The organism is Blautia aquisgranensis, assembly GCF_040096615.1.
Lineage (GTDB): Bacteria > Bacillota > Clostridia > Lachnospirales > Lachnospiraceae > Blautia_A > Blautia_A aquisgranensis.
Window position 1 is genome coordinate 150,879 of record NZ_JBBMEJ010000005.1, and the last position, 25,049, is coordinate 175,927.

Annotated in this window: 27 protein-coding genes and 1 tRNA gene; 26 read left to right on the plus strand and 2 right to left on the minus strand. The window is 43.5% G+C overall.

The features are described from left to right. Positions 1–6 precede the first annotated feature (6 nt). The 11 genes from sigH (at position 7) to WMO28_RS06110 (ending at position 11,645) form a co-directional block, all read left to right on the plus strand. On the plus strand, positions 7–591 hold the full coding sequence (sigH, locus tag WMO28_RS06060) for an RNA polymerase sporulation sigma factor SigH (RefSeq protein WP_178643204.1): 585 nt from the start codon (positions 7–9) through the stop codon (positions 589–591). A gap of 81 nt (positions 592–672) precedes the next feature. Continuing rightward, positions 673–1,080: a hypothetical protein gene (locus WMO28_RS06065; protein WP_178643206.1), complete on the plus strand. Its 408-nt coding sequence runs from the start codon at positions 673–675 to the stop codon at positions 1,078–1,080. Between the two features lie 183 nt (positions 1,081–1,263). Next, a tRNA-Thr gene (locus tag WMO28_RS06070) sits at positions 1,264–1,336 on the plus strand. Positions 1,337–1,430: 94 nt separating this feature from the next. Beyond that, complete coding sequence (locus WMO28_RS06075) at positions 1,431–3,098, plus strand: glutamine--tRNA ligase/YqeY domain fusion protein (RefSeq protein WP_349056370.1); 1,668 nt, start codon at positions 1,431–1,433, stop codon at positions 3,096–3,098. A gap of 152 nt (positions 3,099–3,250) precedes the next feature. Beyond that, positions 3,251–3,856: a Maf family protein gene (locus WMO28_RS06080; RefSeq protein WP_349056371.1), complete on the plus strand. Its 606-nt coding sequence runs from the start codon at positions 3,251–3,253 to the stop codon at positions 3,854–3,856. A gap of 5 nt (positions 3,857–3,861) precedes the next feature. Next, a complete protein-coding gene (locus tag WMO28_RS06085; protein WP_349056372.1) occupies positions 3,862–4,527 on the plus strand; it encodes an HAD family hydrolase in 666 nt (221 codons plus the stop codon). After that, positions 4,520–5,332 carry an HAD family hydrolase gene (locus WMO28_RS06090; protein ID WP_349056373.1) on the plus strand — a complete coding sequence of 271 codons (813 nt, stop codon included), beginning with the start codon at positions 4,520–4,522 and terminating at the stop codon, positions 5,330–5,332. Before WMO28_RS06085 ends, WMO28_RS06090 begins: the two co-directional genes overlap by 8 nt. Next, positions 5,325–5,582, plus strand: a complete 258-nt coding sequence (locus WMO28_RS06095) for a glyoxalase (protein WP_349056374.1) — start codon at positions 5,325–5,327, stop codon at positions 5,580–5,582. Before WMO28_RS06090 ends, WMO28_RS06095 begins: the two co-directional genes overlap by 8 nt. Positions 5,583–5,714: 132 nt before the next feature. Next, positions 5,715–8,705, plus strand: a complete 2,991-nt coding sequence (locus WMO28_RS06100) for a hypothetical protein (protein ID WP_349056376.1) — start codon at positions 5,715–5,717, stop codon at positions 8,703–8,705. Between the two features lie 238 nt (positions 8,706–8,943). Then, complete coding sequence (gene htpG, locus WMO28_RS06105) at positions 8,944–11,001, plus strand: molecular chaperone HtpG (RefSeq protein ID WP_349056377.1); 2,058 nt, start codon at positions 8,944–8,946, stop codon at positions 10,999–11,001. A 311-nt stretch (positions 11,002–11,312) separates the two neighbouring features. Next, positions 11,313–11,645 carry a sporulation initiation factor Spo0A C-terminal domain-containing protein gene (locus tag WMO28_RS06110; RefSeq protein ID WP_349056378.1) on the plus strand — a complete coding sequence of 111 codons (333 nt, stop codon included), beginning with the start codon at positions 11,313–11,315 and terminating at the stop codon, positions 11,643–11,645. Here the strand turns inward: WMO28_RS06110 and WMO28_RS06115 are convergent, their stop codons facing one another. Next, positions 11,646–12,149, minus strand: a complete 504-nt coding sequence (locus tag WMO28_RS06115) for a DUF5721 family protein (RefSeq protein WP_349056379.1) — start codon at positions 12,147–12,149, stop codon at positions 11,646–11,648. It abuts the gene before it with no gap. Between the two features lie 159 nt (positions 12,150–12,308). On the opposite strand from WMO28_RS06115, the gene WMO28_RS06120 reads away from it, so the two are divergent. Then, positions 12,309–13,148 carry a DegV family protein gene (locus WMO28_RS06120; RefSeq protein ID WP_349056381.1) on the plus strand — a complete coding sequence of 280 codons (840 nt, stop codon included), beginning with the start codon at positions 12,309–12,311 and terminating at the stop codon, positions 13,146–13,148. 92 nt (positions 13,149–13,240) lie between these two features. Next, positions 13,241–13,495, plus strand: a complete 255-nt coding sequence (locus WMO28_RS06125; protein ID WP_349056382.1) for a hypothetical protein — start codon at positions 13,241–13,243, stop codon at positions 13,493–13,495. Between the two features lie 260 nt (positions 13,496–13,755). Here WMO28_RS06125 and WMO28_RS06130 read toward each other — a convergent pair whose 3' ends face one another. Beyond that, positions 13,756–13,956, minus strand: coding sequence for a cold-shock protein (locus tag WMO28_RS06130; RefSeq protein ID WP_015525894.1), 201 nt, complete (start codon positions 13,954–13,956; stop codon positions 13,756–13,758). 297 nt (positions 13,957–14,253) lie between these two features. Here WMO28_RS06130 and WMO28_RS06135 point away from each other — a divergent pair, with 297 nt between their 5' ends. From WMO28_RS06135 to purN, 13 genes are all read left to right on the plus strand, one after another. Further along, on the plus strand, positions 14,254–15,546 hold the full coding sequence (locus tag WMO28_RS06135; RefSeq protein WP_349056383.1) for a dihydroorotase: 1,293 nt from the start codon (positions 14,254–14,256) through the stop codon (positions 15,544–15,546). A 2-nt stretch (positions 15,547–15,548) separates the two neighbouring features. Next, a complete protein-coding gene (gene pyrF, locus WMO28_RS06140; RefSeq protein WP_349056384.1) occupies positions 15,549–16,475 on the plus strand; it encodes an orotidine-5'-phosphate decarboxylase in 927 nt (308 codons plus the stop codon). 15 nt (positions 16,476–16,490) lie between these two features. Further along, entirely contained in the window at positions 16,491–17,285 is a 795-nt protein-coding gene (locus WMO28_RS06145; protein WP_349056385.1) for a dihydroorotate dehydrogenase electron transfer subunit, read from the plus strand. Next, positions 17,282–18,187 carry a dihydroorotate dehydrogenase gene (locus WMO28_RS06150; RefSeq protein ID WP_435375990.1) on the plus strand — a complete coding sequence of 302 codons (906 nt, stop codon included), beginning with the start codon at positions 17,282–17,284 and terminating at the stop codon, positions 18,185–18,187. Before WMO28_RS06145 ends, WMO28_RS06150 begins: the two co-directional genes overlap by 4 nt. 93 nt (positions 18,188–18,280) lie before the next feature. Continuing rightward, positions 18,281–18,955, plus strand: a complete 675-nt coding sequence (pyrE, locus tag WMO28_RS06155; protein ID WP_178645470.1) for an orotate phosphoribosyltransferase — start codon at positions 18,281–18,283, stop codon at positions 18,953–18,955. 73 nt (positions 18,956–19,028) lie between these two features. After that, complete coding sequence (locus WMO28_RS06160) at positions 19,029–19,181, plus strand: hypothetical protein (protein WP_178645469.1); 153 nt, start codon at positions 19,029–19,031, stop codon at positions 19,179–19,181. 58 nt (positions 19,182–19,239) lie between these two features. Beyond that, entirely contained in the window at positions 19,240–19,713 is a 474-nt protein-coding gene (locus tag WMO28_RS06165) for a VanZ family protein (protein WP_178645468.1), read from the plus strand. After that, complete coding sequence (locus WMO28_RS06170; protein WP_178645467.1) at positions 19,697–20,011, plus strand: hypothetical protein; 315 nt, start codon at positions 19,697–19,699, stop codon at positions 20,009–20,011. The genes WMO28_RS06165 and WMO28_RS06170 overlap by 17 nt, the downstream gene beginning before the upstream one ends. Before the next feature lie 3 nt (positions 20,012–20,014). Further along, positions 20,015–20,626: an HD domain-containing protein gene (locus tag WMO28_RS06175; RefSeq protein ID WP_178645466.1), complete on the plus strand. Its 612-nt coding sequence runs from the start codon at positions 20,015–20,017 to the stop codon at positions 20,624–20,626. Beyond that, a complete protein-coding gene (locus WMO28_RS06180) occupies positions 20,607–22,688 on the plus strand; it encodes an aminopeptidase (protein ID WP_349056388.1) in 2,082 nt (693 codons plus the stop codon). Before WMO28_RS06175 ends, WMO28_RS06180 begins: the two co-directional genes overlap by 20 nt. 130 nt (positions 22,689–22,818) lie before the next feature. Beyond that, positions 22,819–23,322, plus strand: coding sequence for a 5-(carboxyamino)imidazole ribonucleotide mutase (purE, locus tag WMO28_RS06185; RefSeq protein WP_178645465.1), 504 nt, complete (start codon positions 22,819–22,821; stop codon positions 23,320–23,322). A 53-nt stretch (positions 23,323–23,375) separates the two neighbouring features. After that, positions 23,376–24,401 (plus strand): phosphoribosylformylglycinamidine cyclo-ligase, encoded by a 1,026-nt coding sequence (gene purM / locus WMO28_RS06190; protein ID WP_178645464.1) that lies wholly within the window; start codon positions 23,376–23,378, stop codon positions 24,399–24,401. Continuing rightward, on the plus strand, positions 24,395–25,018 hold the full coding sequence (gene purN, locus WMO28_RS06195) for a phosphoribosylglycinamide formyltransferase (protein ID WP_178645463.1): 624 nt from the start codon (positions 24,395–24,397) through the stop codon (positions 25,016–25,018). Before purM ends, purN begins: the two co-directional genes overlap by 7 nt. Positions 25,019–25,049: the final 31 nt, after the last annotated feature.

The following is a 25,049-nucleotide window of genomic DNA, read 5'->3' on the forward strand; positions in this document are numbered from 1 at the left end:
GAGAGAATGTGCCGATATAATGAAACTGCGGATGAAATTCTGATCGGAAGGCTTCGAGACGGGGAGACTGCAATTGCGGATCATCTGATGGAAAAATATAAAGGGCTGGTCAGAAAAAAGGCCCGTGCCATGTTTCTCATTGGCGGAGATACGGATGATCTGATCCAGGAAGGGATGATCGGCCTGTTTAAAGCAGTCCGTGATTATCGGCCCGGGCACGAGGCATCGTTTCAGTCCTTTGCGAATATGTGTATTGACAGGCAGATGTACAGCGCAATAAAAAGCTCCAACCGTCAGAAACATCAGCCGCTGAACACGTATATATCGCTAAGCAGCAGCGAGACGGAAGAAAATCTCAGAGATTCCTGTGTGGAACATGGTAATCCGGAATCAATCCTGATCGACAGGGAGAATGTGAAGGCTCTTGAGAAAGAAATGGAAAAAAACCTGAGCGCTCTGGAGAACAAAGTGCTTGAACTGTATCTGGATGGAAATGGTTACCGGGAAATCGCAGAGATTCTGGGAAAATCTCCCAAATCCATTGATAATGCACTACACAGGATTCGGAGAAAAATAAAAAAATATTTCTGAGATTTTTCCCTCTTTCATTTTGAAAATAAAAGTATTACAATGGGTTATAAAAGAAGCGGAATAAGAAAGGAGAGCAATGTTATGGCAAAGATCAACAAATATTGGGGACTGGTTGCAGTAGGTGCACTTACAGCAGCAGCTGCAGGTGCTGTTGCGGCACTTGTGACAAGAAAGAAATCATATGAAGAAGACTTTGAGGATGATTTCGATGATCTGGATGACCTTGAGGAAGACGACAAAAAAGAAGAAAAAGAAGAGAAAGAAGTTTTCCAGGACTGGGACAAGACAGCATCTGAAACAGTAGAAGTAGCGAAAGAGACAGAAGCGCAGGCAGAAGAAGTTACTGAAACAGAGGAAGCATCTGAGAAAGTCAAAGAAGAAACTGCAGAAACAGAGGAAGCATCTGAGGATGCCAAAGAGGAAGAACCGGATGAAACAGAGGATGCTTCAGAAGAAACTGTAGAGGAAGAGACTGATACAGAAGAATAAAAAAAGAAGATTCCAGCGGCTCAACGGCATTATAAGAAGGTGTTGCTGAGCTGTTGGATTTCTCTATTATTCGCGAAAAATATATTTTTACAAAAAATATATAAAAAGTAAAAATAAACTGTTGACAATAAACGTATCATCTGATAATATAATCAACTGTGAGCGGTAAGTGCCGCGTAACAAGCTGCTGTGGCTCAGTCGGTAGAGCGTCGCCTTGGTAAGGCGGAGGTCACGGGTTCGATTCCCGTCAGCAGCTTTATTTTTTTGTCTAAATACAGTTTTTTCGGGTTTCAAAAACTTTGAAATTGTGATAAGATAAGACATCAGGACGATATCTAGGAGGGAGATCAATGGACAACGAGACAGTTTCCAAGAATTTTATTGAAAATATTATAGACAAAGATCTTGAAGAAGGCGTATACGACACCGTGCATACACGTTTCCCGCCGGAGCCGAATGGCTATCTTCATATTGGACATGCGAAATCCATTCTTTTGAATTATGGCTTAGCTAAGAAATATAATGGTAAATTCAATCTGCGTTTTGATGATACCAACCCTACAAAGGAGAAATCAGAATTTGTAGAATCTATCAAGGCTGATGTAAAATGGCTTGGCGCAGACTGGGAAGACAGACTTTTCTTCGCATCTGATTATTTTGACCAGATGTATGAGGCTGCAGTGAAGCTTATTAAAAAAGGCAAGGCCTTTGTCTGTGACCTGACAGCAGATCAGATCCGTGAGTACAGAGGAACGCTTACAGAACCAGGTAAAGAGAGCCCATACAGAAACCGTACAGTTGAGGAGAACCTGAAGCTCTTTGAGGAGATGCGAGAGGGCAAATATGGAGATGGAGAGAAGGTTCTCCGTGCCAAGATCGATATGGCATCTCCGAACATGAACATGCGTGATCCGGTCATCTATCGTGTAGCCCGCATGACACACCATAATACAGGAGATAAATGGTGCATTTATCCTATGTATGATTTTGCTCATCCGATCGAGGATGCTATCGAAGGTGTAACACATTCCATCTGTACACTGGAGTTTGAGGATCACAGACCGCTCTATGACTGGGTCGTAAAAGAGTTGGAATATCCGCATCCACCGAAGCAGATTGAGTTTGCTAAGCTGTATCTGACTAACGTTGTTACAGGTAAGCGTTATATCAAGAAGCTTGTAGAGGATGGTATTGTAGACGGATGGGATGATCCGAGACTGGTTTCCATCGCAGCACTTCGCCGCCGTGGCTTTACACCGGAATCCATTCGTAAATTCGTAGAGCTCTGTGGAGTTTCCAAGGCTAACAGCTCTGTTGACTATGCAATGCTTGAGTATTGTATCCGTGAGGATCTGAAGCTGAAACGTCCGCGTATGATGGCAATTCTTGATCCGATCAAGCTGGTGATTGACAACTATCCGGAAGGCCAGGTTGAATATCTGGAAGCACCGAACAATATGGAGAATGAGGCACTGGGAAGCCGTAAGATTCCATTCAGTGGAGAACTTTACATTGAACGTGAAGACTTCATGGCTGAGCCGCCTAAGAAATATAAACGTCTCTACATTGGAAACGAAGTGCGTCTGATGAACGCATATTTTGTAACCTGCACAGGCTATGAGGCAGATGATGATGGAACGATCCGTGTTGTTCACTGCACATATGATCCGGCAACCAAAGGCGGAAATGCACCGGATGGCCGTAAGGTAAAGGGAACCATCCACTGGGTTGAGGCATCCAATGCAGGCAAGGTCGAGGTAAGACTTTATGAGAACATCGTAGATGAGGAGAAAGGTGTTTACAATAAAGAAGACGGTTCTCTGAATGTGAACCCGAATTCTCTTACTGTTACAAGTGCCTATGTGGAGCCGGAGCTTCTCAAGGCGAAGGGATATGACAGCTATCAGTTTGTCCGGAACGGATTTTTCTGTGCAGACATTCATGATTCCAAGGAGGGAGCACCGGTATTTAACCGTATCGTTTCTCTTAAGAGTTCTTTTAAGCTGCCAAAAGCATAAAATAAATATTGACAGAAATATCAGATACGCCGGGATTTTAAATTATCCCGGCGCATTTTTTCTCTGTAAAAAAATCCTTTTATGGATTCCGGGTTGCACCTCCATTCGGAAAAGGGTATACTGGTAACACAGGAAAGAGAGGAACATAACAGATGAAAAAAATTGTACTTGCTTCCGCATCACCGCGGAGACGGGAGCTTTTAAGCCAGGTGGGAATAGAATTTGAAGTAAAGCCGGCTGATGGAGAGGAAAAGATTACCAGTACGGAACCCTCGAAAATAGTTGAGGAGCTTTCCTACCAAAAAGCAATGTTCACGGCCAGAGCCCTGGAAAAAGAGAATGGACATGTGCCGGAGGGCTGCATTGTGATCGGTGCAGATACGATCGTATCTTATGAAGACAGGATCCTTGGCAAACCAGCAGACCGGGATAAAGCGATCCAGATGCTTTCCATGCTGCAGGGGAATACACATCAGGTTTATACAGGTGTGACCGTGCTGACCGGAGAGAGCGGATCCTGGAAGGTACATACATTTTTTGAATGTACAGATGTGATCTTTTATCCGGTGAGTGAGGAAGAAATCGAGGCTTATGTGGACAGCGGAGATCCCATGGATAAAGCGGGAAGTTATGGAATTCAGGGAGCCTGGGGTGCTTATGTAAAGGGAATCCGTGGAGATTACAACAATGTGGTAGGTCTGCCGGTGGCAAGGCTGATCTACGAGACGAAAAAAATCGGAATAGACCTGAGAGGATGAACAAAATGATAAAAGCCTGTATATTTGATCTGGATGGAACACTTGCAGATACGTTGGAATCCATGGCTTATGTAGCCAACGAGATCATAGAAAAATTTTCTTTGCAGCCGCAGCCAGCTGATAATTTTCGCTATTACAGCGGCGAAGGTGCAGATATGCTGATTCGCAGATGCCTTGCAGATGCCGGGGATCCGAAGCTTATCCATTATGATGAGGTGAGGGAGCTTTACCGCCGGAAATTTGACGAGGATCCATTGTATAAAGTTGTGCCATATAAGGATATGCCGGAAACAATCAAAGTGCTGAAAACACTGGGACTGAAGCTTGCAGTCTGCTCCAATAAACCTCACATTGCTGCACAAAAAGTTGTAAAAGCAATTTATGGGGATGTTTTTGACGAGGTTATGGGGCAGCAGGAAGGAATCCGACGCAAACCGGCTCCGGATGGTCCGCTGAAGATTGCGGAAGATTTCAGTGTGAAGCCAGAGGAATGCATGTATATCGGAGATACAAAGACGGATATGCAGACCGGCAAAGCAGCAGGTATGTATACAGTGGGCGCGCTCTGGGGCTTCCGGGACAGGGAAGAACTGGAGAAAAACGGGGCAGATATTGTAGCGGAAGGACCGCGCGATCTGATCGCTGTGTATAAGGAGAAAAATCATGATTAAACTGGTAGCCAGCGATCTGGACGGAACATTACTTACAAACGGAAGACAGTCTCTGCCACCGGAAATTTTTCCGCTGGTAAAAGAACTGAAAGATATGGGAATTCTTTTTGTTGCGGCCAGTGGAAGGCAGTATGCAAATATGAGGAATATGTTTGCTCCGGTAAAGGACGATATGGCTTTTATCGGGGAGAATGGTGGTCTTGCAGTTCAGAATGAGAAGCTTCTTTATTGTGACAGCTTCGATAAAGATCTTGTGATGGAAATCCTGCAGGCGATTTGGGAGAAAAAAGACGCGGAGTTTTCCTGCTCCACGAAGGATCTTTATTATATTATGCCCAAAACAGAGCATTACCGTCACCTTATGATCGAAGAAGTAAAAAATCAGTGCAGGATCATAACGGATTTCAGTGAGATCACAGAGCCCTGCATGAAGGTTGCCGTTTATGAAAAAGAAGGAATGACAGAAGAATCTATCCGGTACTGGAGAGAACGGTTCGGAGACCGTTGTACAGTTGTAACATCCGGATTTGCGTGGGTGGATTTTATACCATTTACCACTAATAAAGCCAAGGGAATCCGGAAATATCAGGACCTTCTGGGAATCGGGCCGGAGGAATGTGTGGTTTTTGGTGATGAATACAATGATATCGAAATGATGAAATCGGTGAAATACAGCTTTGCCATGAAGCATGCGAAACAGGGAGTGCGGGAAGCAGCGGCCTATGAGACAGAAGAAGTTGCACCGGTGCTTCGCAGACTGATCCAGGCAGGCGGAAATATAAAGGAGGTACTTTCAGATGTATAAGAAAGAATACGTAGAGACATTTCTCAAAAACCAGGGACAGCTTTTTGATGAGCCGGTGGCAGATGATTTTGAAGAGGCAGAGGCTTTTCTTGAGGACTGTATGGCAGTTGTCCTGGATTCCCTCAAAGATGTAAAAAAATATCTCGATGGAATGGGCGCGGATGTAGAGGGGCTTTCCCTGAAGGAACTGGAAGAAGAAAGCGAAGTGTTCAAGCTTCCGGATGGAAAATACATGATCGTGGAAGGCTGATGCTTCTAACGGAAACCGGGAATTACATTTTTAAGAATTAAATATGATAAACTTGCATCAGCAAACAGAGAGCTTTAGGTATATTGAAAATATACCCGGAGAAATGAAGAATGATGTAGAGGAGGATGGAATATGAGGAAAGGCAGAGTACTGGCCATTATGATGGCTGTGCTTATGGTGGTGACACTGCTTCCGTCTATGGTGTTTGCATCAGCAGCTCCGTCCGGAGCTTTGGATGGAACACTTAAGATCAAGGGAAATGCAGCAGTTGGAATTACATTGAGCGCCGATTATTCAAAAGTGAAACCGGAAGGAATTACTGATGACCTGGTAGATTTTTCCTGGTCATTGAAAGATGGAGATCTTCTTACAGAAGTCAGCACGGATAAAACATATAAGATTGATGAAACTGCTCTTGGACTTCCGATTGTACTGAAGATCACAGGTAAGTCCGACAAAGGAATCAGCGGTGAGCTAACAGCTGAAACATATGAAGTTTCTGCTACAGAGGAAGAGGCGAAAGCGCTTGCAGAGCAGAAAAAAGCCGAAGAAAAAACGGTCGGAAAAACGGAGGATGCAGATGCAGCGAGCGATGTAGCTTCTGAGTCTTCAGAGACTGTGGAAAATGAAAATACAGAAATATCTGAAGAAGGTAATGAATCAGAAGCACAAACCGGGGATACGGAAGAGAACTCCACGCCGGGTACCGATAGCGAAGCTTCCGACGAGAACAGTGATACAGATGCGGCTACCGGGGATAATGCCGTTGTAGAAGTAAATGGTGATTCGGAAAACAACGAAAATGCCGAAGCTGCACAGGAGGAGACTTCAGAAAGTACCGCAGAAACAAATTCCTCCGAAAAGAATACAGATGCTGTTCAGGTTGATGGAAACAGTGACCAGCAGGGGAATGAAAATAAAACAGAAGAACTGACTTATTCTGCTGAAGTAACAACAGATGACGGAAGCGGAGTTCTGAATTTCGGCACTGTGGAAGAAGGATATACAGAAATACCGGAAGCGCAGTATGTTTCCATTACTAATACCGGAACCGGTGATCTGAATTTTAAGAGTATTTCACCGAAGAATTTCATGGTGCAGGATATCAATGATCAGCCGCTGAAATCAGGAGAGACTGTAACTGCATGGGCAAAACCAAGAGAAGAACTGCCGGTCGGAGAATATAAAGATCCGATCACCTATGAGACAGAAGAAGGTGTGCAGGTATCTTTTGAAGCAGATTTCACGGTAAAGGCTGCTGAGAAGAAATCAGAAGAGAAAAAAGATTCTTCTTCAGAGTCTGATGATAATGGAAACCAAAAGGGAAAATTTAAACTCAGTGTAGATAATCCAGATCTTTCTTTTGAGACTTTAACTGAAGGATATGAGGAAACTGAGACCCTTACAGTTACCATTAAGAATGATGGAACAGAGACGGTAACTCTGGTACAGCCAGATTCCGATTATTTTGACATTACACCGGTGACTTCTGTTGAAACAGAGGGAAATATTCAGATTGCGGCAGAAGATGAGCAGATGTTTACTGTGCAGCCGAAGGAGGGGCTTCCTGCGAAGGAGGAACCATACGCAGATGAGCTTAAATTCTCAGCAGAAGAAGATGAAAATACCGTTGTAACAGTAAATGCGCAGATAACAGTAAAAGCAGCAGCCGAAGAAAAAGTATCTGTAAGTACAGATCCTTCTGAGAAAGATTTCGGAAGCCTGGAGCAGGGATATGACGCTGCACCGGATGCTGTAACGATTACAGTGACGAATACAGGAAATGTAGCTGTCCGCCTGGCACAGCCGGAAGCAAACAGTTATGTAGTAGGAAAACTTTCGGCAGAAGTCGTTAATCCGGGAGAGAGTGCCACATTTACGATTCAGCCTAAGCTGGAACTTCCTGCGGGTGATTATAGTGGCAAAATATATATAAAAGATCTGGACGGAACGGAGCTTGATTCTGTTGAGGTATTTTTTGGAGTGACAGAGCCGGAGCCGGTATATGATCTTTCTATCAGTCCGGACAGCGTGGAATTCGGAACCTCCGCGGAAGGCTACAAAAATGCACCGGATGCTCAGACAGTGACAGTGACCAATACCGGAAATACTAATATCACACTGCAGCAGCCGGAAAGTAAATATTATACAGTTGGCAGTTTTTCTACAACAGAACTGGCAGCCGGGGCAAGTGCAACATTCAGCGTACAGCCGAAAAGTGGTCTCACAAAGGGTGAATATCTTGAGGATATTACAGTTGAGAACAGCGCAAATGTGGAACTGTATGTAAATGCACATTTCAGTGTTACTAAAAAGAACGATGATAATAATGACACGGCAGAGAATCTTACAGGGATTAAAAAGCCTTCGGATATCAAGGATCTTCCGAATGGAACAGAGAAATCTCAGAAAGCACTGAAACTTCCATCTACGGTAAAGATTACTACAACAAAAGGTGAGAAGGAAGCATCCGTGAAATGGGATGTAAAGGGCTGTTCTTACAATCCTTCTTCTTCAGACAGACAGACATTTAATGTAAAAGGTACTGTCACACTTCCGGATGGAGTGAAGAACCCGGATAAGATCAGTACAGTAATAGCAGTAAGTGTCACAGTAAATGGATATACAGGTTCGAAGGCTAAGGAATCTGATAACAAGATTACCGGTATTGATGCCAATGGCAAATATGACACTAATAGCAAGATCACATTTACAGCAGTTGGAGCAGGAATGAACAACGAGAGCCCGAAGAAGGGTGATACAAGATTCCTGCCTGCAAGTTGGAAGATCACAGAGACACGTACCTGGGATGCAGCTCCTTATACAGCAACTTTTCGTGTAAGTAAGCCTGGTCAGTATACACTGAAGGTTACTTTTACAGAGCAGAAATACGATGGATCGAAATGGTCTGACATTGGAAGTAGCACTGAAAGCCAGGTGACATTTACCGTATCCCAGGCAGCAGCGTTGACTGCAACGCCAAGTCCGGCAGTTACCGGAGCAAACAAGAAATCAGCAGTTCAGACAGGTGACAGCACTCCGATTATGACATTTGTGATCATTCTTGTGATCGCTGCTGTATGTATTGGAGGAGTTCTTGTATATCGCAAAAAGAAAAAATAATAAGTCAGGCAGAAGCCTGTATTGAACGGAAGGAGATCCTTGCATAGTTTGCGGGGATCTTTTTCTGTCTTTAGGAATATCTGGACAATATTGTTACTAGCACTCAAAATTGGTGAGTGCTAAATTTTTCTTGACTTTTGTTAAAAGTCGTATTAGTATATATTTATCGAAAAAAACAGAACCAATTTTCCGGTTTTTCCGGAACACAATAAATAAGAACAAAAGGAGAGTGACATACATGTCAGCAAAACATGGAAGTTTATCAATCAACAGTGAGAATATTTTTCCGATCATCAAGAAGTGGTTATATTCAGACCATGATATTTTTGTAAGAGAGATGATCTCCAACGGATGCGATGCCATCACGAAACTGAGAAAACTTGAGGTTATGGGAGACTACACATTCCCGGATGGTTATAAGCCGGCTGTCAATGTTGTTGTAGATCCGGATCAGAAGACCCTGAAGTTTATTGATAACGGTATCGGTATGACTGCTGATGAGGTAGAGGAATATATCACACAGATTGCTTTTTCCGGTGCTACCGAATTTCTTGAGAAATATAAAGATAAGACAACAGATGATCAGATGATCGGTCATTTCGGACTTGGTTTCTATTCCGCATTCATGGTTGCAGATGAGGTTCATATTGATACACTTTCTTATAAAGAAGGTTCTACACCGGTTCACTGGACCTGTGATGGTGGCACAGAGTATGAGATGGCTGATGGTAACAAGACAGTACCTGGAACAGAGATCACACTTTTCCTTAATGAGGAGAGCCTGGAATTTGCCAATGAGTACCGTATGCGTGAAGTAATCGAGAAGTACTGCTCTTTCATGCCGGTAAATATCTACCTTTCCAAAGCTAATGCAGAGCAGGAATATGAGACGATCGACGAGGCAGATCTCCGTGAGGATGATGTAGTAGTTGAACATATTCATGAGGAAGCCAAGACAGAGGAAAAAGAGAACGATAAGGGTGAGAAGGAAGTTGTTGAAGTTTCTCCTGCAAAAGATAAAGTAAAGATCAACAAGCGTCCGGTATCCTTAAGTGATACACAACCACTGTGGATGAAACATCCGAATGAATGCACAGATGATGAGTATAAGGAATTCTACCGTAAGGTATTTATGGATTACAAGGAGCCTCTGTTCTGGATTCATCTGAACATGGATTATCCGTTTAACCTGAAAGGTATCCTTTATTTCCCGAAGATCAGAACAGAGTATGATTCCATCGAGGGAACTATTAAACTTTACAATAATCAGGTATTTATCGCAGATAATATTAAAGAAGTCATTCCTGAATTTCTTCTCCTTCTGAAAGGTGTGATCGATTGTCCGGATCTGCCGCTGAACGTATCACGTTCCGCACTGCAGAATGATGGCTTTGTGAAAAAGATCTCCGAGTATATCACCAAGAAGGTTGCAGACAAGCTGACAGGAATGTGCAAGACAGACAGAGAATCCTATGAGAAATACTGGGATGATATCAGCCCGTTCATTAAGTTTGGATGCATCAAGGATGCAAAATTCGGCGAAAAGATGAATGATTACATTCTCTTTAAGAACCTGGATGGTAAATATCTTACTCTGAAAGACTGCATTGAGGAGAACAAGAAAGAAGAGTCCAAAGAAACAGAGGAAGAGAAGAAAACAGAAGAGAAGGCTTCTGAGGAGAACCAGAGCGAAGAACCGGAGAAGACAGTGATCTACTATGTAACCGATGAGGTTCAGCAGAGTCAGTACATCAACATGTTCCGCGAGGCCGGTAAAGATGCAGTGATCCTGAAACATGTGATCGATTCTCAGTTTATCTCTCACCTGGAGCAGCAGGATCAGGCAATTCAGTTCAAGAGAATTGATGCAGATCTGACAGAGGAGCTTCGTGAGGATGGAGAGACTGATGAGGCAACCGTAAAAACTCTTACAGATGTATTTCGCAAGAACCTCGGCAAAGATAAACTGGAAGTAAAAGTAGAGAAACTGAAAAACGAAGGCACTGCAGCAATGATCACTCTTCCGGAAGAGAGCCGTCGTATGCAGGACATGATGAAGATGTACAATATGTATGGAATGGATCCGAACATGTTCGGTGGACAGGAAGTACTGGTACTGAATGCAAATCATCCGCTCGTCAAATTCGTAGCTGAGAATCAGGAATCCGAACATGTTCCGGTAATCTGTGAGCAGCTTTATGATCTGGCAATGATGAGCCATAAACAGCTTTCACCAGAGGAAATGACGAAATTTGTTAAGAGAAGCAATGATATCCTTATGGTACTTACAAAATAATAAGATTTTTCAAAAGGCTTTGTCCGGTGTTTCTACTGGGCAGAGCCTTTTTTGCTGATGGTATATCATGGATATCTGACGGATGGCTATTAGTTTTCTATCTGGACAGCAATGTGTGTATCTTTAACACAATTTTCCGTATATTATATAATACACTATATATTAAACAAAAATTTACAGTTATATGATGTTGAAAAGTTAAAATAGTATCTAATATATGAAAAATAAATTTTCAGAAGAAAGCGAAAAATACACAGAAAATTCGTATTATATATGTGAGCCTATTTTAAAAGAATAATGGAGGGAAACGTATGAGAAGAATTTATGGTTTGATAAGGAGACTGGGTGCCAACTCAAAATACAAAGGGTACTTTTTTGCTGCGGAGGCAGTAAAGATATCCATGAAATATCAGGAGAAACCACTGCGGATCACAAAGGATATCTATCCATGTCTGGCGACAAAATATAAATCAACACCTACAAATGTTGAGCATGATATCCGTACATTGGTAAATGTCTGTTGGGAAGGAAACAGGGAGCTGTTGGAAGAGATTGCAGGATATTCCCTGGATTATAAGCCGACTAACAGTGAATTTATTGATATGTTGGCGTATTATCTTACAGATATGGAAGAACGTATCTGATTACATTTTTTCGAAAAGTATCTGATTCTGTGACAGAAAACGAAGAATCGTGTCATCCCAGAGCTGTTCCGGACGTTTATTCATGGAAAATGTCCGAAGAGAAATCCCGGTAGTGCAAAGAAGAGAGTTGTTTTTGAACTGGAGATTCAGAAACAATCCACTGATCTGATCGGAAGAAATTCCGGTATCTGTATTATTCATTGCAGCTTCCATGCCGCTTCGACTTAAATGAAGTACGATCTTAAAACCAAGAGGGGTACGCTTTCCACGTATCACAGACCAGCAGAAAGGTCTGATATCTTTCCATAAGGAATGAGTACGGCCGTATTCCGTGATCTTATTCAGAGTGTCTGTATCAAAAAAATCCTGCTGGAGTCTGCCGTCAATGGTAAATGTATTGAAAGTGGTGATCGTAGCTTCGGTCAGACAAAATTTGTCAAAAACTTCTCCTATGAAAAGTTTGTTTGTAAAATCCCGAATATCGATAATCTTTAATGCCAGCATGTTACACTTCCTTTCGTTTATGAGTATCTGTAGAGCTATTATATCTCAAATAAAGAAAAAAAGACAGACTTTTTAAAAAACTCTTTTCAAATATGCGTTTATGTGATACCATAGATGTGGTATTGAAAACTACATATAATGGAAAAGAGGACGATATAATTGAGTTATAAGATTGCGATAGATAGCTGTGGAGAACTTCTTGATGAATGGAAAGAGGATGAGAGAATTGAAGCTGTGCCGCTTACGCTGATGGTCGGTGGTGAGAGTATTATAGATGATGAGACTTTTGATCAGAAGGATTTTTTAAAAAAAGTTGCAGAATGCCCGGAATGCCCGAAATCTGCCTGCCCATCTCCGGAACGGTATATGAAGGCTTATGAGTGCGATGCAGATCATATTTATGCAGTGACACTTTCTTCGGAACTGAGTGGTTCCTATAACAGCGCTGTACTTGGAAAGAGTCTGTTTCTGGAAGACTATCCGGGAAAGAAGATCCATGTGTTTAATTCGAAGTCTGCGTCAGGCGGAGAGAGTCTGATCGCTATGAAAATCATAGAATGTGAGAATAAGAATCTTTCTTTTGAGGAAGTTGTAAGCACGGTAGAAGAATATATTGAAGAGATGAGTACCTTTTTTGTACTTGAGAATTTGGAAACACTGCGTAAGAATGGACGCCTCAGCAGAGTGAAGGCGCTGGTGGCAAGTGCGCTGAAGATCAAGCCGGTAATGGGCTCTACACCGGAAGGAACAATCTGCCAGCTGGATCAGGCGAGGGGCATGAACAAAGCTATTGTGAAGATGGTAGACCATGTTGCAGAGAAAGGAATCAATATTCCGTCAAAAACAGTTGCAATCACACACTGTAACTGTCAGGAGAGAGCGAAGATGCTGGAGGAAGCTATCCGCACAAGACTGAATCCGGCGAATGTTGTGGTTATGGATACTGCGGGAGTCAGCAGCATGTATGCCAATGACGGTGGTATTATCGTAGCAGTGTAATTTTTGAAATTTCTTCACAGGGTGCCGCTTTTCTTTTGAAAACAGATGTGCTATAATGGATAAAGTATTTGAAGCGGCAAAGGAGAAAGATAATGAGCCAGAAGAAAGTTGACAAATATAAAAATGGAAAATTTGCACGGAGCAGTGCAATGAAGAAAGAACGCGCGGAGTTTGTTCTTGAGATGGCAGCATGGATTCTGATCGCAGTTCTGTTTGTGGGCTGGATTGGTTATTCTGCTTATACGAAGATCGAGGCGAAACAGAACAGCATTAAGGTAGATACTGTGATGGATACTTCTGCACTGACCGATTATATTTCAGGTCTGTCTTCAGACGGCGCAGAATAATTGCAATCTGTCTGTATGGGGAAGAATCAAAAGTCTTTCCAGATAAAACAGAAAAGGCAGTTATCTGACTATGGGAATGCAGCGGATGCGGATTGCAAGCAGATATTTAATGAAATCAGAATATGAGAAAAAATCCCCGGGAAGTTTTTGCAACGTTCTGGGGATTTCTGTATAATACGATGGAATAAAAAAACAGGTCCGCATATCGCAGACCTGTTTTGACTTATACGTTTTTTATGGTTATAGATTTATCTTATAAATTATAACTTTGTAACGTTAGCTGCCTGCATTCCGCGAGCGCCTTCTGTTAAGTCGTAGGATACAGCCTGTCCCTCTTCAAGAGACTTGAATCCCTCACCGTTGATTGCGGAGAAGTGTACGAATACGTCCTGTCCGTCCTCACCTGTGATAAAACCATAACCTTTTTCTGCGTTGAACCATTTTACAGTTCCCTTGTTCATTTTGTGTTACCTCCATAGAAATAAAAAAGTTAAATAGCCGTCTGATGATAATAAAAAATCACCAGATTTTACAGACTATATTTATGTAAATATAATCTCTAAAAACTAGTGATTTTACATTAAATATCTTGCCATGAACTGATTATATAACCCGTGTTTTGAAATGTCAAGGAGAAAATTCCAACAATTTCGGTGCATAAAACCCCTTGGAAATGCTTTGTAAAAAAAATCTTTATAAAAAGAGAATTTTCGTGTATGATATAATAGAATATGAAATAAAATGAGAGGAGAACACAAATGGGGATTCTGATTCAGGGAGGCCGGATCGTAGATGCGGCTACAGAGACAGATAAGACAGGCGATATTTATCTGGAAGACGAAATCATTACGGAAATCGGCCAGAAACTGAAAGCGAAGGACGGTGACCGGGTGATCAATGCAAAAGGATTACTGGTAATGCCGGGAATCATTGATCTTCATGTCCATTTTCGTGATCCGGGACAGACACATAAAGAAGATATTATGAGTGGATCTGCGGCAGCTGCCCGTGGCGGTGTGACGACGGTTGTTGCCATGCCGAACACAACTCCGACGATCGACAGTCCGGACAAAGTGAATTATGTACATAATAAGGCAGCACAGGTATCCGGAATCCATGTGCTTCAGGCAGGCGCCGCAACGAAGGGCGAAAAAGGCACAGAGCTTGCAGACATCGAAGGAATGGTAAAAGCGGGAATTCCGGCAGTTTCCGAGGATGGTAAATCTGTAATGAATACAGCTCTTTGTAAAGAAGCGATGAAGCTTGCGGCAGAGTGCGGTGTGCCGTTTTTTGATCATTGTGAAGATATTGATCTTCGTGGCGATGGCTGCATGAATGATGATGAAAACGCCAGAAGGCTTGGGCTTCCGGGAATCTGCAATGCAGTGGAGGATACGATCACAGCCAGAGACATTATTCTGGCACTTGAGACAGGTGTACATCTTCACCTTTGCCACTGCTCTACATACGGAGATGCTGAGATGATGAAGATTGTAAAAGAAAAAGGTTACGATAACATTACGGCAGAAGTATGCCCGCATCATTTTATCCTTTCATCTGACGATATTAAAACGGATGATCCGAATTACAAGATGAATCCGCCTCTTCGTACCCCGAAGGACGTGGAGGCATTAAAGAAAGGCCTTCAGGACGGAACAATCGAGGTGATCAGTACAGATCACGCACCTCACAGCGCCCAGGAAAAAACAGGCTCCATGAAAAATGCACCGTTTGGAATCGTAGGTCTTGAGACAAGCCTTCCTCTCACTTATACAGAGCTGGTAGAAAAGGGTGTGCTTACCCTGAATCAGATGGTGGAGAAGATGTGCCTCAATCCGGCGAAGATCCTTGGGCTTGAGAGTGGAACACTTCAGAAGGGACATCCTGCGGACGTTATTATTGTGGACACAGAACATGAATACGCCATTGATAAGAATAAATTTGTTTCCAAAGGACATAACACACCATTCGACGGCAGGAAGGTAAAAGGAAAAGTTCTTTATACCATATGTGACGGAAAAATCGTATTTGAAAACCAGGAGGAGAAATAATCATGATTAACAAGCTGATCAGTAACATAAAAAAGACAAACGCACCGATCGTTGTAGGACTGGATCCTATGCTGAATTACATTCCGGAGCATATCCAGAAGAAAGCTTTTGCAGACCTTGGAGAGACACTGGAGGGAGCAGCAGAAGCAATCTGGCAGTACAATAAAGGAATCGTAGATGCGACTTATGATCTGATCCCGGCAGTAAAACCACAGATCGCAATGTATGAGCAGTTTGGAATTCCCGGACTTGTTGCATACAAGAAAACTGTAGATTACTGTAAATCAAAAGGACTTGTTGTGATCGGAGATATCAAACGAGGAGACATCGGCTCCACATCCGCTGCCTACGCAGTAGGGCATCTCGGACAGGTCCAGGTCGGCTCTAAGAAATATGCAGGTTTTGATGAGGATTTTGCAACAGTGAATCCATATCTCGGCTCTGATGGTGTGAAGCCGTTCATGGATGTCTGCAAGGAAGAGAAAAAAGGCATCTTCGTTCTGGTAAAAACCTCCAATCCTTCCAGTGGTGAATTTCAGGATCAGGAGATCAACGGACGCCCTCTGTATGAACTGGTAGGGGAAAAAGTTGCTCAGTGGGGCGATGAGCTTATGGGCGATGGTTACAGCTATGTAGGCGCAGTTGTCGGTGCTACTTATCCGGAAATGGGAAAAGTGTTAAGAAAGATCATGCCAAAAACCTTTATCCTTGTACCGGGATATGGTGCACAGGGCGGAAAAGGCGCTGACCTTGTTCATTTCTTTAACGAAGATGGTCTTGGTGCTATCGTAAACTCATCCAGAGGAATCATTGCAGCATACAAACAGGAGAAATATAAAGAATTCGGCGCAGAGAATTATGCAGATGCCTCCAGACAGGCGGTAAAAGACATGATCGCCGATATCAGCGGTGCACTTGAGAGCAGATAAAACGGGAGGCGTCGTATGAGCACATCAGAAAAGAAAAAAACAAAAAGATCCTGCAGGATCATCAGCCAGGAGTGCATCGGTAAGGATATTTACAGCATGTGGCTGGATGCCGGAGAGATCGCGGAGAATGCAGTTTCCGGACAGTTTGTATCTCTTTACAGCCGCAATGGCAGCAAGCTTCTTCCAAGGCCGATCAGTCTCTGCGAGATTGATAAAGAAGAGAAACGGCTGAGACTTGTCTATCGTGTTACAGGGAAAGGAACCGGTACAGAGGAATTTTCCAGGCTTCATGCAGGCGTGCCTGTGGAGGTGCTTGGACCGCTTGGAAACGGCTTTCCGCTGGATGCAGTAAAAGGAAAAAAAGTATTTCTTATGGGCGGTGGAATCGGAATCCCACCAATGCTGGAAACAGCCAAAGAGCTGGATGCAGAGAAAACCATGGTTCTCGGATACAGGGATGAACTGTTTTTAAATAAGGAATTCGAAGCTTATGGGGATGTATATGTAGCAACAGAAGACGGCTCTGCAGGAACGAAGGGCAATGTTATGGATGCCATCCGTGAGAATGCTTTGGAAGCAGATGCTATTTTTGCCTGCGGACCGGCACCGATGCTCCGTGCGATCAAGGCTTATGCACTTGAGAGGGGAATTCCATGCTGGATTTCCATGGAAGAGCGTATGGCCTGCGGAGTAGGCGCATGCCTGGCCTGTGTCTGCAAGTCTAAAGATGTAGATTCCCATTCTCATGTACACAATAAAAGAGTATGCAAGGATGGACCGGTATTTTTAAGCACGGAGGTAGATTTATGAGCAGAATGAATGTAAAGCTTGCCGGCGTAGAACTCAAAAATCCGGTGATGACAGCGTCCGGAACATTTGGTTCCGGATCAGAGTACAGCGAGTTTGTAGATCTGAATAAGCTTGGCGCAGTTGTAACAAAAGGTGTTGCTAATGTTCCGTGGCCGGGCAACCCGACACCGCGTGTAACAGAGACTGCCTCTGGAATGCTCAATGCTATTGGTCTTCAGAATCCGGGAATTGATGTTTTCTGTGAGAGGGATATTCCGTTCCTTAAGAAATATGACACAAAGATCATTGTCAATGTCTGCGGAAGATCCACAAAGGATTACTGCGAGGTTGTAGAACGCCTTGGCAATGAACCGGTAGACATGCTGGAAATCAATGTATCCTGCCCGAATGTCAAGGAGGGCGGAATCGCGTTTGGACAGAATCCGAAAGCACTTGAAGATATCACAAAAGAAGTAAAGAAATATGCGAAACAGTCTGTGATCATGAAGCTGAGCCCGAATGTGACAGATATTACAGAGATGGCGAAAGCGGCAGAGGCAGGCGGAGCAGATGTTCTTTCTCTGATCAATACGCTGACAGGCATGAAGATCGATATCAACAGACGCACTTTTGCGCTGGCCAATAAAACCGGCGGAATGTCAGGCCCGGCTGTAAAACCGGTGGCAGTCCGTATGGTATATCAGGTGGCTAATGCAGTATCTCTTCCGATCATCGGAATGGGAGGAATCGCAACGGCAGAGGATGCGCTTGAGTTTATCATGGCAGGAGCAACTGCGGTTTCTGTGGGAACAGCGAACTTTTTCAATCCTTATGCAACGGAAGAGATTGTGGATGGAATCCAGGCATTTCTGGAGAAACAGAATGTGGCAGATATCAATGAGCTGATTGGTGTTGTGAAGTAAAACGGGATTTTTGCGTTGTTTGCAATTCGGTTACACATATGTTAGAATAACCACGTATATATGCACATGAGAAAAATATGGAGGATTAGATAAATGGAACAGTATAAGCAGGAATTTATTGAGTTTATGATTGACTGTAATGTCCTGAAATTCGGAGACTTTGTTACCAAATCAGGAAGAAAGACACCGTTTTTTGTAAATACAGGATTTTATCGCACTGGTGCACAGCTGCGTAAGCTTGGACAGTACTATGCAAAAGCGATCGAGAGCAAATTCGGACTTGATTTCGATGTTCTTTTCGGACCGGCATATAAGGGAATTCCCCTTTCTGTAGCTGCAACAATGGAGATCAGTGAAATGTACGGAAAGGACATCCGCTACTGTTCCAACCGTAAGGAAGTGAAGGATCACGGAGATAAGGGAATTCTTCTCGGAAGTCCGATCCAGGATGGTGATAAGGTTGTGATCATTGAGGATGTTACAACAGCAGGTACCTCTATTCAGGAGACACTTCCGATCATCAAGGCGCAGGGCGATGTGAATCCGATCGGTCTGGTAGTTTCTGTTGACCGTATGGAACGCGGACAGGGAACGAAGAGTGCGCTCAAAGAGATCGAGGAGAAATATGGTCTTCAGACAACTGCGATCGTAACAATGGCAGAAGTTGTAGAGCATCTTTACAACAAAGAATATAAAGGCCGCGTTGTAATCGATGACAAGCTGAAAGCTGCTATTGACGCATATTATGAGGAATATGGTGCAGAATAATACGGTAACGTGTGCTGCATATAAAAAGAGCAGCGGATTCCGAATGTCCGCTTAAACTGGGAGGACACAGCTCATGAATGAAAAAATCTATAAAACCATGGCGAGCAGTGGGGCCGGAAGCCTTGCACTTGGCATTATCGTTCTGGTGACGGGGCTTGTCACAGGAATTCTGATGATCGTAAATGGTGCGAGACTGCTCAGAAGAAAATCAGACATATTGATATAACTGAAAAGCCGCACGCAGCTTCGTGTGGCTTTTCAGATTATTTAAGCAGGGGAGAATATTGAATAAAGGGACAAAACGCAGGGTAAAAAAACTCGGGACAGCTTTTTTTGTGCTGTATGTTCTCATCCTTATCTATCTTCTTTTCTTTTCAGAGGGATACGGACGTGTGGCACAGGCGGAAAGAGAATACCGTTATAATCTTGTCCCGTTTGTGGAAATAAGACGTTTCTGGATATATCGGAAACAGCTTGGGATGTTTGCACTTTTTACCAATATTTTTGGAAATGTACTGGGGTTTGTGCCATATGGCTTCGTTCTTCCGGTAATAGCCAGAAGAATGAGAAGTGGCTTTTTTATTATATTATCCGGTTTTGCAATCAGCCTCAGTGTGGAAGTGATTCAGCTTATTACGCGGGTCGGCTGTTTTGATGTGGATGATATGATACTGAATACTCTGGGCGCAGCACTGGGATATGCAATGTATGCAGTCTGTGAGAGACTTAGGAGAAAATATAATGGCAAGAAGATATAGATATGCGTTTGCAAAAAAAAGAGAAGCTGCAAAGGGGAAGCTGTCAGTCGGGCTGGCAGCTGCTTCTTTTGGCCTGTTTGTCGCAGCGGTGGTGCTTGCACTTTTCTTTGACGGAAAAATGGGAGGACTCATCGGCGGAACAGGCTTTTTTGCGATGCTTCTCTCTGTATATGGTTTTGCAATGGGGCTTTCGAGCTTTTCCGAGGAAAACCGCAAACACAGAACCAGCATGATCGGATCTATTTTAAATGGTGTGATCATGGTCATCTGGCTGGGACTTTTTTTATCAGGAGTATAAAAGATGGATGAAAAAGAACGACTGAAAAAACAGCTTGATTTTATCCTGGAAGTGGATAAAGTCAAGAACATTTTCCGGCAGACCTATCTTGCTGACGGAAAACGCAAAGAGAATGATGCGGAGCACTCCTGGCATCTGGCACTTATGGCAGTACTTCTGAAAGAATATTCCAATGAAGATGTGGATCTTTCGAAGGTAATACCGATGGTACTTGTACATGATCTGGTGGAGATCGATGCAGGAGATACGTATGCGTATGATGAGAAAGGCGCGCTGACGAAGGATACCAGAGAAAGAGCAGCAGCAGAACGGATCTACGGACTGCTTCCCGAGGATCAGGGACAGTGGCTTAAGGAGCTTTGGGAAGAATTTGAAGCCTATGAGACTCCGGAGGCGAAATTTGCCCATGTTCTGGATAACTGTCAGCCGCTTTTTCTCAATGATGCATCCAACGGAAAAAGCTGGGAGGAGCATCAGGTGAAAAAAAGTCAGATCTATAAACGGAACCGGAAGACAGGAGAAGGTTCCACGGTGATCTGGGAATACATGAAAGAACTGATCAATAAACACATTACTCTTGGGCATGTGATCGACGATGAAAAAGATGGGAGATGAAGCTTTGGACGAATGTATGAGAGAGCGCTATGCGCTTGCAAAGGAGCGAATCCGTGAGATTATAACAGAGGAGACTGTGCAGGAGCCTTTTGGAGCTTTTTTCAGAAAGCTTGCACAGTTTCTTTATATGACGACAGATGTGATGGATGAGGAAGATAATGAACTTGATCTGGAAGCACTGAAGGAGAGAAACCACCGTTTTTATGAGGATATCTTTCCGGAAAATTATGAGAACAGCTATGGAAATCCGGCCTATGCAGTAAAGCAGCTTGGCGATTACGGAAAATTATTCAGCTTTCTTTATGCGGAGCTTTTGGGAACGGCAGCCTATGCACATGAGAAGAGACTCTGGGATATGACGGTATCCATGGAACTGTTTCTGGAAGTGTATTCTGCTTTTTGTGAGGAAGAACTTCCGGAGACAAGTACAGTAGAAGGAATCCTGCGTTCTTATGTGAATGATTACTGCCAGGATATGATGGAGCAGAGAATCCGCGAAGGCGTTGATCCGGAACTTGACTTTGCAGCAAATATCATTATGAATTCGGATCTTTCAGATCTCAGATATCTGTACCGTTACGGAGAATATGTATCTGCAAACGAGACCGGTGTGGCAGAGTTTCTGAATTCTCTTTCCCAGGAAGAGATCGACAAAATGGCATCTACCTACACAGAAGGTTATCGGATCGGATTTATCACCGGACGCAAAGACATTACCAAAAAGAAAACTGTAAATATCCGTTACAGTCTTGGTTTTGAGCGTATGGTAAAAGCTGCTATTTTACAGTTCAGGGAAATGGGACTTGAGCCTGTGATCTACCGCCATGCGACACATGCAGTCAACAAAAGAGGTGCTGTGAGAGTAGGCTATACAGGCGGAGTGGCGAATCCACAGTATGATTATGACCACCGTCAGGACAGTGCCCTGTTTCTGGACGGGGATTTTGTGCAGCGTAAGCTTCGTGCTATGCAGACTTCTTATGAGAAATACAGGGATCTGGCGAATGTGCATGGTGGACCGGCCTGTATTGATACTTTCGGAGAAGCACCGTTTTCACCGGTCAGCAAGCCGGAGGCATATACTTTAAGCGAGGCACAGCAGAAGCTTGAGACCGAGCTTTCCAATGAATCAGGACAGATCGTGAACCGTTATATTAAAGGTGATGAGAGAAGCTTTACCATTATTGCTTATCCGGTTCCGGAGATTGGTGGTAATTATTCAGAAATCTTCCGCGAGATCGTGAAGATCAATACACTGGATTATCATCTTTATCAGAAGATCCAGCAGACGATCATTGATACACTGGATACCTGTGAGTGGGTAGAGGTCAAGGGATGCGGGGACAATGAGACAGATCTTCTCATTCATCTTCATGAGCTTTCTGATCCGAAAAAACAGACAAATTTTGAGAACTGTGTTGCAGATGTGAACATTCCGGTAGGTGAGGTGTTTACTTCTCCGCAGCTTGCAGGTACTGGCGGAATCCTTCATGTGAAGAAAGTATATCTGAACGGTCTGCAGTTCCGTGACCTGAAGCTGGTATTTGACTGCGGACAGGTGATCGATTATACCTGCTCCAATTTTAAAACAGAAGAAGAAAACCGGAAATATATTGAAGATAATATTTTGTTCCATCATCCGAAAATTCCAATGGGCGAATTTGCAATAGGTACCAATACGACTGCTTATGTAGCTGCAATGAAGTATGGAATCGCAGATAAGCTTCCGATTCTTATTGCGGAAAAAATGGGACCACATTTTGCAGTAGGAGACACCTGCTACAGCTGGGCTGAGGATACCCCTGTATACAATCCTGACGGAAAAGAAATCATTGCCAGAGATAATGAGATCTCCGAGATGCGTAAAGACGACGTGAGCCTTGCTTATTACGGATGCCATACGGATATTACGATTCCTTATGATGAGCTGGGAAGCATTTGTGTGATCGATGATGAGGGAGAAATGGTTTCTATCATTGAAAACGGCCGGTTTGTGCTTCCGGGAACAGAGGAACTGAACCGTCCTTTTGAAAATCTTCCATTAAATAAAAATATAAGTTAATTAGTAATTTTACAGTTTTCCCGTTCGTATTGACAGAAAATGAGAATATACGTAGAATAACCATAACGACCGCAGACAGCAAAAGCGGCAGACAACACAGAGATAAGATGCACCACGAAAGGAGAAAACAATGGCAAAAGTAGGAATTGTAATGGGTAGTGATTCAGATATGCCAGTTATGAGTAAAGCAGCAGATATCCTGGAGAAACTGGGAATTGATTATGAGATGAAGATCATTTCCGCACACAGAGAACCGGATGTGTTTTTCGACTATGCAAAGACAGCAGAAGAAAAAGGCTTCAAAGTAATCATTGCAGGCGCAGGAATGGCAGCTCATCTTCCGGGAATGTGTGCGGCGATCTTTCCGATGCCGGTAATCGGTATCCCGATGCATACAACATCATTAGGAGGAAGAGATTCCCTTTACTCTATCGTACAGATGCCAAGCGGTATCCCGGTTGCTACAGTAGCTATCAACGGCGGAGCCAATGCGGGACTCCTTGCAGCGAAGATCCTTGCAACATCCGATGAGGAGCTTCTGAACAGACTGAAAGCTTACAGCCAGGAGCTGAAAGAGCAGGTTGAGAAGAAGGATGCGAGACTTCAGGAAGTTGGATATAAGAATTATAAATAATTTTCATATACCATGATGAAAAAAACAGAGAGTGTTGTTATAAGGAGGATATTATGGATTACAAGACTTCAGGCGTAGATATTGAGGCAGGTTACAAATCAGTAGAGCTGATGAAAAAGCACATTGCCAGAACAATGAGACCGGAGGTACTTGGAGGAATCGGAGGTTTCTCAGGTGCATTTTCCATGGAAAAATTTAAAGACATGGAGGAGCCGACACTTGTTTCCGGAACAGACGGATGCGGAACTAAGGTTAAAGTCGCAATGGTCATGGACAAGCATGATACGATCGGAATCGATGCAGTAGCCATGTGTGTAAATGATATTGCGTGTGCAGGCGGAGAACCGCTGTTTTTCCTGGATTATATTGCATGTGGCAAGAACTATCCGGAGAAGATCGCAGAGATCGTAAAGGGAGTTGCAGAGGGCTGTGTACAGTCTGAGGCAGCACTGATCGGTGGTGAGACAGCAGAGCATCCTGGACTGATGCCGGAGGATGAGTATGATCTTGCCGGATTTGCAGTGGGAATCGTTGACAAAAAAGATCTCCTTACAGGCGAAGCACTGAAACCGGGCGATGTGCTCATCGGAATGGCTTCCACAGGCGTTCACAGCAACGGATTCTCTCTTGTACGTAAAGTATTCGATATGACAAAAGAATCTCTCGACACATACTATGATGAGCTCGGCACAACACTTGGAGAGGCGCTGATCGCACCGACCAGAATCTATGTAAAAGCACTTAAGAGCATCCGTAATGCAGGTGTTAAGATCCATGCATGCAGCCATATTACAGGCGGCGGCTTTTATGAGAATATCCCGCGTATGCTGAAGGAAGGAACAAGAGCAGTCGTAAAGAAAGACAGCTATCCGGTGCTTCCAATCTTCAAGCTCCTTGCAGAAAAAGGAGATATTGATGAGCATATGATGTACAACACATACAATATGGGACTTGGTATGATCCTGGCAGTAGATCCAGCAGATGTTGACAAGACCATGGAGGCGATCCGCAGCGCAGGTGATAAACCATATGTAGTAGGAAATATTGAAGCTGGTGAAAAGGGAGTGACCTTATGTTAAAAGTAGGAGTTCTTGTTTCCGGTGGCGGAACGAATCTGCAGGCAATCCTGGATGCCATGGATGCCGGGGAGATCACTAATGCAGAGGTTGATATTGTTATCAGCAATAATGCGTCAGCTTATGCACTGGAAAGAGCCAGAAAGCATAATATTGAGGCACTGTGTATCGCACCGAAGGATTATCCTGACAGAGAGGCTTTTCATAAAGCATTGCTTGCCAAACTGAAAGAACGTGGGGTGGATCTTATTGTTCTTGCAGGATATCTGGTAGCTATCCCGCCTGAAATGGTGGAGGCATATCCGAATAAGATCATTAATATCCATCCGTCCCTGATCCCGTCATTCTGTGGCAAGGGCTATTACGGACTGAAAGTTCATGATGCAGTACTTGCAAGAGGAGTGAAGGTCACTGGCGCAACGGTTCATTTTGTGGATGCTGGTACAGATACCGGTCCGATTATTCTTCAGAAGGCTGTGAAGGTAAAAGATGGAGATACCTCCAAGGATCTCCAGAGACGAGTTATGGAAAAGGCCGAGTGGAAAATACTTCCGGAGGCGATCAATCTTATTGCCAATGATAAGATCACAGTGACAGATGGAATTGTTTCTTTAAAGTAATCAGAAAACAGATGAAACAAAGGAGTAGACA

Bases quoted from the DNA above. Each gene is read 5' to 3' on its own strand.
- WMO28_RS06150 (WP_435375990.1), top strand. From the start codon at position 17,282: ATGAGCAGAATGAATGTAAAGCTTGCCGGCGTAGAACTCAAAAATCCG.
- WMO28_RS06075 (WP_349056370.1), top strand. From the start codon at position 1,431: ATGGACAACGAGACAGTTTCCAAGAATTTTATTGAAAATATTATAGAC.
- sigH (WP_178643204.1), top strand. From the start codon at position 7: ATGTGCCGATATAATGAAACTGCGGATGAAATTCTGATCGGAAGGCTT.
- WMO28_RS06085 (WP_349056372.1), top strand. From the start codon at position 3,862: ATGATAAAAGCCTGTATATTTGATCTGGATGGAACACTTGCAGATACG.
- WMO28_RS06090 (WP_349056373.1), top strand. From the start codon at position 4,520: ATGATTAAACTGGTAGCCAGCGATCTGGACGGAACATTACTTACAAAC.
- WMO28_RS06145 (WP_349056385.1), top strand. From the start codon at position 16,491: ATGAGCACATCAGAAAAGAAAAAAACAAAAAGATCCTGCAGGATCATC.
- WMO28_RS06180 (WP_349056388.1), top strand. From the start codon at position 20,607: ATGAAAAAGATGGGAGATGAAGCTTTGGACGAATGTATGAGAGAGCGC.
- WMO28_RS06130 (WP_015525894.1), bottom strand. From the start codon at position 13,956: ATGAACAAGGGAACTGTAAAATGGTTCAACGCAGAAAAAGGTTATGGT.
- purE (WP_178645465.1), top strand. From the start codon at position 22,819: ATGGCAAAAGTAGGAATTGTAATGGGTAGTGATTCAGATATGCCAGTT.
- WMO28_RS06065 (WP_178643206.1), top strand. From the start codon at position 673: ATGGCAAAGATCAACAAATATTGGGGACTGGTTGCAGTAGGTGCACTT.
- htpG (WP_349056377.1), top strand. From the start codon at position 8,944: ATGTCAGCAAAACATGGAAGTTTATCAATCAACAGTGAGAATATTTTT.
- WMO28_RS06175 (WP_178645466.1), top strand. From the start codon at position 20,015: ATGGATGAAAAAGAACGACTGAAAAAACAGCTTGATTTTATCCTGGAA.
- WMO28_RS06080 (WP_349056371.1), top strand. From the start codon at position 3,251: ATGAAAAAAATTGTACTTGCTTCCGCATCACCGCGGAGACGGGAGCTT.
- WMO28_RS06135 (WP_349056383.1), top strand. From the start codon at position 14,254: ATGGGGATTCTGATTCAGGGAGGCCGGATCGTAGATGCGGCTACAGAG.
- purM (WP_178645464.1), top strand. From the start codon at position 23,376: ATGGATTACAAGACTTCAGGCGTAGATATTGAGGCAGGTTACAAATCA.
- WMO28_RS06110 (WP_349056378.1), top strand. From the start codon at position 11,313: ATGAGAAGAATTTATGGTTTGATAAGGAGACTGGGTGCCAACTCAAAA.
- WMO28_RS06115 (WP_349056379.1), bottom strand. From the start codon at position 12,149: ATGCTGGCATTAAAGATTATCGATATTCGGGATTTTACAAACAAACTT.
- purN (WP_178645463.1), top strand. From the start codon at position 24,395: ATGTTAAAAGTAGGAGTTCTTGTTTCCGGTGGCGGAACGAATCTGCAG.
- pyrF (WP_349056384.1), top strand. From the start codon at position 15,549: ATGATTAACAAGCTGATCAGTAACATAAAAAAGACAAACGCACCGATC.
- pyrE (WP_178645470.1), top strand. From the start codon at position 18,281: ATGGAACAGTATAAGCAGGAATTTATTGAGTTTATGATTGACTGTAAT.
- WMO28_RS06160 (WP_178645469.1), top strand. From the start codon at position 19,029: ATGAATGAAAAAATCTATAAAACCATGGCGAGCAGTGGGGCCGGAAGC.
- WMO28_RS06170 (WP_178645467.1), top strand. From the start codon at position 19,697: ATGGCAAGAAGATATAGATATGCGTTTGCAAAAAAAAGAGAAGCTGCA.
- WMO28_RS06125 (WP_349056382.1), top strand. From the start codon at position 13,241: ATGAGCCAGAAGAAAGTTGACAAATATAAAAATGGAAAATTTGCACGG.
- WMO28_RS06100 (WP_349056376.1), top strand. From the start codon at position 5,715: ATGAGGAAAGGCAGAGTACTGGCCATTATGATGGCTGTGCTTATGGTG.
- WMO28_RS06095 (WP_349056374.1), top strand. From the start codon at position 5,325: ATGTATAAGAAAGAATACGTAGAGACATTTCTCAAAAACCAGGGACAG.